Raw genomic sequence first — 7,602 nt, forward strand, 5'->3', positions numbered from 1 at the left:
CTAACAATAGATGAAGGAGGATTCAAAAGACTATCTGGAAATCAATAAAAGATCCTGGAATAATAGAACAGAAGTGCATGTAAACAGCGAATTCTATGATATGCCCAGTTTTTTAGCCGGGAATACTAGTCTAAAAGAGATAGAACTGGAACTTCTGGGGGATATAAAAAATAAGAAAGTTTTACATCTGCAATGTCATTTTGGCCAGGATTCTATTTCTCTTGCTCGCATGGGTGCAAAAGTTACCGGCGTCGACCTTTCAGATAAAGCAATTGAAACAGCAAGAAAACTTACCCGAGAAACCGGGACTGATTGTAATTTTATTTGTTGTGATGTATATAATTTGCCCAATAATCTGGATGAAGAATTTGATATGGTTTTTGCAACCTATGGAACAATAGGCTGGCTGCCGGATATTAACCGGTGGGCTTCAGTAGTATCGAAATTTTTGAGAACTGGTGGGAAATTAATTTTTGTAGAGTTTCATCCATTCGTATGGATGTTTGATGATTATTTTGAAAAGATAACATACAGATATTTTAACTCCGGCCCCATAGAAGAGGATGAAACCGGGACCTATGCTGACAAAGGAGCTGATATCACACAGGATTATGTAATGTGGAATCATGCGCTTTCTGAAGTACAAGGTAGCCTCATCAATAATGGTATGCATATAGAGTCATTTAAAGAATATGACTATTCTCCCTATGATGTTTTTGAAGGTGGAAAGGAAATAGAGAAAGGAAAGTTCCGGATCGAAAAATTTCAGGATAAAATTCCGCTGGTCTATTCCATAACGGCTACGAAAGTTTAATTAAATTCCCAGAAAATCAATGACCTGTTTTTTGTAAGATCTTCCAACTTTCAAAACTTCAGAGTTTGTCATTCGAATCTGGATATCTGAATAATCACAGTGAATGATCTCTTCGATAAAATTTATATTGATAATCGTAGAACGATAAATGCGTATAAATTGATTGGGATCAAGCTTTTGTTCCAGTTTTTGCATGCTTTCTCTGATGAGGTGCTTATGATCTGATAACACCAATTCTATATAGTGCTGATCTGATGAAAAATACAATACAGAGCTTAGATCGATCAATTGAGTAGTGTCTTTCTTCTTAACAGGGATTTTATCGCTATATGTCTTCTCTATACTGGTGAGTTTCTGAATCGTGGATACCAATGTTTTGCCGTTTTTTAAATCGATCAATTCTTTTACTCTATTAATGGATGTCTTAAAGCGTTTGAGAGTATACGGTTTAAGGAGATAATCTGTGATCTGATATTCGTAGGCGGTAATCGCATCAATTTCAGAAGCGGTTATACATATTATGATGGGTTTATAATCCAGGTTGGAGTTGTCTAAAACATCAAATCCACTCATATCCTGAAGATCAAGATCCAGAAAAATAAGAGAGGGTGAAGACTTGTTTATTTTATCGATTGCATCTTTTCCTGAATGGGATTCTATAATAGAAGATTTGAAGTCAGAATACTGTAAAAATTCTTTTACTCTTTCTCTCGCAAAAATTTCATCATCAATTATTAATGAAGTTCTCATTTAGATAAAATCAGAAAAGGCTTTTATAGAATTTTTCAAAAAAATGCAGTTCATGATGTTTCTATAGCAGTTTGTGACAAAACCTGTAAGTCATCAAAGATAAATAGATAATATTGTTTCAAATATAAAATATTATGTACCGATTTTACTGTATTTTTCTATTATTCCTCATCAATGCCTGCAAAGATACCCCTGAGACATCAACAGCTTCAGGAAAAAATTCGCTGGATAGTGTTGATCCAATTATAGAAAATTATGAAAGCCGTCTGGATAGTTTGATACCCATGCTACAGGTGGAGTTCAACGTTCCTGCTGTGGCTGTAGGAATCATAAAAAATAATGAATTGGTATTGGATACCGTATATGGAGAACATCAATTAGGAACAGAAGCACCGAAAAACGCTATTTTTAATGTTGCATCGATAACTAAACCTGTCTTTACCGCAGGGGTTTTAAAGTTGGTAAAAGATGGTAGCTGGGATTTGGATGAACCTGTATCTCAATACTGGGAAGATCCCGATTTAGAAAATGATTCTCTTGCCGAATTAATCACTTCACGGCACTTGCTAACGCATTCGGCCGGGTTTAACACCAACTGGAGATGGCAGAATGAGGATGGAAAACTTCAACTTAACAATACTCCCGGTAGAAAATTTAGTTATTCAGGTGAGGGATTTGAATATTTGAAAATCGCCATTGAGAAGAGGTATGATAAAGATATGGGAGCTTTAATGGACTCTATTCTTTTTGAACCCCTGGGAATGAAAGATGCGACTTTTCACTGGATTCCTGAGGAAGACTTTTCACGATTTGCTAAATGGTATGACGGGGAAGGCAATGAGTATGAAACGAAGTATAAAACTCCTCACGCAAATGCAGCCGATGACCTGCTTATAAGTCTTCAGGATATGTCTAAACTGCTTATAGCCTTGATGAATAAGGATTTCCTGGGTGAAGAGCTTACTAATGAAATGTTCAAAACGCAATTGGACAAAAATAGTAATTCAGCTATGGGACTAGGCTGGCATATGGTACCAAACGGTTTTTATAAGGAGGAAAAAGCATTATTTCATTCGGGTAGCGATTCAGGTACTCAGGCGATGACGCTTTTCTTTCCAAATAGTAAAAGCGGACTCATAATTTTCACAAATGGAGATAACGGGTTACTTATCTATAATCAGGTGATCAAAAACCTGATAATGAATGGAAATCGTTTGATACAATTGATGAACTGGAGTTCTAAACCACCAGAAGTAAAGGCGGTAGAAGAATCATTGCTTGATAATTATAGCGGTTCTTATCGAACTAACCTGGACAGAATAATGACAGTAAAGAAAGTAGATAGCACTTTACTGATAGGTGGAGAAGGCATACCGGGATTAGAATTATATGCCATGAGCGATCATAAATTTTTTCCAGAGGACTACGAAAGAATATTTGAATTTAAAGAAAACGAAGAGGGTGCAATGAGTTTTAAACTTTATGATGAAGCCGATAATGTAATTCTTTCAGGAGTTAAAGAAGAAAATTAATCAAAACTTATTTGAGATAACTCTTCGCTTATTTAAGGATTTTAATAGCCAATTCTATGGCCATGAATAATATTTATGTAATGAAAATAAACTTCTCTCATATTCTGAAATCTATTCTGGGAGCTTTTCTGATATTAATTGTTTCTCAAAAAGCACAAAGTCAGGAAGTTGATATAGTGGAAATTAGTGGGCAAATTAAATGGAGAAATGATTCGATTAAACACTTTCCTGATAAAATAATCATCAAATCGAAATATAACCCGGCCCTTGTCCAATGATATTTACTATAAGGCATTGAAACATATTCTCCCAATGGCAACGTGGTTTTATATTCCCCTATAGAATCCACCTCCACAATGCGTACNGAAATATAACCCGGCCCTTGTACGCATTGTGGAGGTGGATTCTATAGGGGAATATAAAACCACGTTGCCATTGGGAGAATATGTTTCAATGCCTTATAGTAAATATCATTGGACAAGGGATTGGGATCAGGATTTTATTCGGATTAATAATAATCGGTCTAAAGCCTTATTCGAGTTAGATTCCACTACTGGAAAACAAAGACAAGATATTATACTCGATACTCTTGCCTTAAAATTGAAAATTCCTAAAGCAGGTATAATTACCAATCTAGATGAATCCAATAAAAGGAAGCTGAATGAATTCATTTTAAAAAATTTAAAGTACTATCAAATTCCTGGAGCTTCTCTAGCTATATTCAATAAGAATGGAATCATTTTTAGTGAGAATTATGGCTTTAAGAACCCTATTTCCAGGGAACCGGTAACAGCACGTACGTTATTTGAAGTTGGTTCTATTACTAAACCAGTTTTTACATTCACAGTTTTAAGATTGGCTGAAAAACAGAAGATAGATTTAGATAAACCTTTATATCACTATCTTCCTTTTAAGGATGTCGCTCATGATGATAGGTACAAGCTCATTACTGCTAGACATGTTTTAAGTCATCAAACAGGATTTCCAAATTGGGCTCATCGAAATGAAAAAGGACAATTTGATTTGCTATTCGAACCCGGAACCAAATTTGGATACTCCGGTGAAGCTTTTGAGTATTTAAAGAGGGTGGTAGTACATATCACTGGAAAGGATATTGAAACAAATTTAGAGAATGAACTTATAAATCCTTTAGACCTGCAAAACTTTTATTTTAAAACTACTGATTATGTTCAGAAAAATGCGGCAGACGCTATTTATAGAGGAATTCCTTCAAAAATAAGATTCATAGAAGAACCGGGAATGGCTTATAGTCTGGTGACCACCTCTTCAGATTTTATCGATTTTGCTTTGACAATAGCGAATCGTAAGGGGTTAACCGATGAGATGTATACCGAGATGTTTAAAAATCATATCTCTGTAAATGAAAATGTTTACCGAGGGCTTGGTTTGGAAATAGGAAGCGATTCCACAGGAGAATTTTATGGTCACAGCGGTATCACAAGAGATTTTGTATCAGTTTATAAATATTACCCGGATCTGGAAAGAGGTTACGTGTTTTTGACTAATAATATCACTGGTTTATGGCTTACATTAATTCATCTCAATAAATTCCTGGTTACTGGAGATACTAATAAAATGATTTAGTACCATGAAAAGAAGGAGAAACTTAACCATTAAGGTATTTCCGAGATTGATCAATTTTCTAAAAACTTGATAGATCATTTAGATGAAGTAAATGAATATGCTTTAAACTCTATAATATCAATCCCTATATCTAAAAGATGAAATACATGAATATCTTATTAAAGATGAAGACAATCAGTATATGTCTCCTATTCACGCTCATGATTAGCTCAGCATTTTCACAGCATGAGTTAAAAAATAAATTCAGCACTATCGCCGATAGTTCTAGTGGAAATATAGGAGTTAGTGCATTGCATATAGAAAACGGAGACTGGGTCTCGCTAAACGGGGATACGCATTTTCCTATGCAAAGCGTGTATAAGTTTCCTATTGCTATGGTGATGTTGAAAAAGATTGATCAGGGTGATTTTTCTCTGAACGATACTATTTTCATTGATAAATCTGAGTATATACCTAAAAATGGACATAGTCCTATCCGAAATATGTATCCGGATGGAGTTGCTCTAACCATAGAACAAATTCTGGAATATAATGTTTCTCAAAGTGATGGGACAGCCTGTGATGTTTTACTTCGTCTACTGGGCGGTACTGAAGAAGTGGAAAAATATATACACGAATTAGGTGTCACGAATATCGCGATAGCAACAACCGAAATGATACAGGTGGCTAACGATACCATACAGTATCAAAACTGGGCTACACCGGAGGCAATGAATAAACTGCTTGTAATTCTGCATAAAGCCGAATATTTATCAAAAGACAGCCACTCTCTGCTGGAAAAGTATATGTCTTTTTCAAATAACTGGTTCGACCGTAGAATAAAAGGGCTTTTACCTGAAGGTACCGAGGTTATTCATAAAACAGGAACTGCCGGTACCTATAACAATCTTACGAGAGCGACCAATGACGTAGGTATTATAAAGTTGCCGGATGGCAACCATATCGCAATATCCGTTTTCGTGTCAGATTCGTATGATTCTCAAAAGAAGAGAGAAATGATTATAGCCCAGGTATCAAAAGCTGCTTATGATTACTGGAATAAATAAAATTTAAATCAGAAATAAGATTAACAATCATGAAACTATTTTCCATTCTATTCCTTCTAATGTCGATGAATATCTCCGATAATTTAGAAATAAGGACTCAAGAATTAAATCCATTTAAAAATCTTATAGTGGCGAATGCTCTTACCGTAGAGTTAATCCCTTCAGGAGAAGATAAAATTGAAATTTCAGGGGTGGGAGCAAGTGATGTTTTACTTTCCTCTAATAAGAGTTCTCTTAAAATTTATACAGGTTTAAATTCTGATTTAGTTAGAGAAGATATTCAAATTAAGTTGTATTATACCAACCTGGAGGAAATCCAATCGAAGCATCACTCGAGGATCTTTACATCAAAGCTTTTAAAGTTTAAGACTTTAGAACTAAAGGCAAAAGAAGCCGGTGAGATTGATCTTCAGCTAAATTCAGAATTTTTAAAGGTTGAGGTTAAAACCGGAGCAAAGATTACTGTCTCGGGGGATGTACAGGAGCAGGAGCTTGACGTTTCTACTGGAAGTAATTATTTTGCAAAGGATTTAAAGTCGGCTTATTGTAACGCCAGATTAGGAACAGGCGCAAACGCTGAAGTATATTGCACTGAGAATTTATCGGTAAATGCAGGTTTTGGGTCAGAATTATGTTATTTGGGAAAAGCTAAATTACAGAAGAGCACTTTTTTAGGCGCGACAGTTACTAAATGCAATTGATAAAAAAAATAGTAAAATACCTTAAAATGAATCATAAGCTTATCATTTTATTGATAGGCTTTAGTTTGGTTTTATATTCCCTTGAGCTGGTTTCTCTTTGGATAGACTATAATTTTCCAGAGAAAACTTCAATTAACTATAGTTTCTTTCAGAGACTACAGTTTTACTTTTTTGATTGGATCTTAGTAGTGGTAATGATTTCTGTGGTAGCCATTACGAGCAATTATCTTTTTAAAAAAAAGATAGACTGGTTTATAATCTTGTTGATTAATCTTTTTGCCATTTTGGTTATCTCCTTAAGTAGTGAGTTGCTTTTTCTAATTCAAAGGAGTTTTATTATTGAGGATACCTGGAGTAGTTTAAGCTTTGGGCAATTCTTGATTGGTCTTATTGTGAAGTATAAAGACTACCTGTATTTTTCGGCTCCTCTGCTTCTTGTTTCTTATTTATTCAATTATATGAAAGATTTGAATTTGGAGGAGAGCCGAAGAAAGAACACAGAAATTCTGCTATGGAAACAGAAATTAAAGACGCTGAATTTTCAGCTGAGGCCTCACTTTTTGTTCAATACTTTAAATAATATTTCAGCGATCATAAGTATCGATAAATTGAAAGCTCAGGACGCCATAGCAGAACTTAGTCATTTTTACAGAAACATCACCAATCTCGAAAATGATGGCATTCATTCGATTGAAGAGGAGTTGAAAATTCTAAAATCCTACATGACCATTATGAAGTCAAAGTACGGAGAAAGTCTTATTTTACACCAAAATATTGTCTACAAAGTAAAATCTGTAAAAATACCCTCATTAACAATTCAGACTATTGTTGAAAATGCCATAAAACATGGTTTTGATAACTCAAGACCTTTAACAATAGAATTGTCGATAAGAGTGACCGATAATGAGAGCGTCTTTATAGAGATTACAAATAATGGAAAGCCATTCCAGGATAAAGACAAAAATGAAATTGGAATTGGAAACTCCAATTTATTGGAACGTTTTGAAATATTATATGGCAGTAATTTTATATATGAAATTAAAAATTCAGATAATAAAGTGATCGTTCATTTAGAGTATCCATTGGAATTTCCGGAAGTAAAATAAGACTTTCTCCGTACTTTGACTTCATAATGGTCATGTAGGATTTTAGAA

At 34.5% G+C, this 7,602-nt stretch carries 7 protein-coding genes; 6 read left to right on the forward strand and 1 reads right to left on the reverse strand.

From position 1 onward, the window contains the following. Positions 1 to 10: 10 nt before the first annotated feature. On the forward strand, positions 11 to 814 hold the full coding sequence (locus tag EZJ28_RS14840) for a class I SAM-dependent methyltransferase (protein ID WP_131399292.1): 804 nt from the start codon (positions 11 to 13) through the stop codon (positions 812 to 814). Here EZJ28_RS14840 and EZJ28_RS14845 read toward each other — a convergent pair whose 3' ends face one another. Further along, complete coding sequence (locus EZJ28_RS14845) at positions 815 to 1,564, reverse strand: LytTR family DNA-binding domain-containing protein (protein ID WP_131399294.1); 750 nt, start codon at positions 1,562 to 1,564, stop codon at positions 815 to 817. A 134-nt stretch (positions 1,565 to 1,698) separates the two neighbouring features. On the opposite strand from EZJ28_RS14845, the gene EZJ28_RS14850 reads away from it, so the two are divergent. The 5 genes from EZJ28_RS14850 (at position 1,699) to EZJ28_RS14870 (ending at position 7,554) form a co-directional block, all read left to right on the forward strand. Further along, positions 1,699 to 3,096, forward strand: coding sequence for a serine hydrolase (locus EZJ28_RS14850; RefSeq protein WP_131399296.1), 1,398 nt, complete (start codon positions 1,699 to 1,701; stop codon positions 3,094 to 3,096). A gap of 435 nt (positions 3,097 to 3,531) precedes the next feature. Continuing rightward, positions 3,532 to 4,701: a serine hydrolase gene (locus EZJ28_RS14855; protein ID WP_131399298.1), complete on the forward strand. Its 1,170-nt coding sequence runs from the start codon at positions 3,532 to 3,534 to the stop codon at positions 4,699 to 4,701. 146 nt (positions 4,702 to 4,847) lie between these two features. Further along, the gene (gene bla / locus EZJ28_RS14860; protein ID WP_165499094.1) at positions 4,848 to 5,747 is read left to right on the forward strand and encodes a class A beta-lactamase; all 900 of its coding nucleotides are present in this window, start codon (positions 4,848 to 4,850) and stop codon (positions 5,745 to 5,747) included. 65 nt (positions 5,748 to 5,812) lie between these two features. Beyond that, entirely contained in the window at positions 5,813 to 6,448 is a 636-nt protein-coding gene (locus EZJ28_RS14865) for a GIN domain-containing protein (protein WP_165499095.1), read from the forward strand. A gap of 26 nt (positions 6,449 to 6,474) precedes the next feature. Then, a complete protein-coding gene (locus EZJ28_RS14870) occupies positions 6,475 to 7,554 on the forward strand; it encodes a sensor histidine kinase (RefSeq protein WP_165499096.1) in 1,080 nt (359 codons plus the stop codon). Positions 7,555 to 7,602 lie beyond the last annotated feature (48 nt).

It is taken from the genome of Gramella sp. KN1008 (assembly GCF_004332155.1).
GTDB lineage: Bacteria > Bacteroidota > Bacteroidia > Flavobacteriales > Flavobacteriaceae > Christiangramia.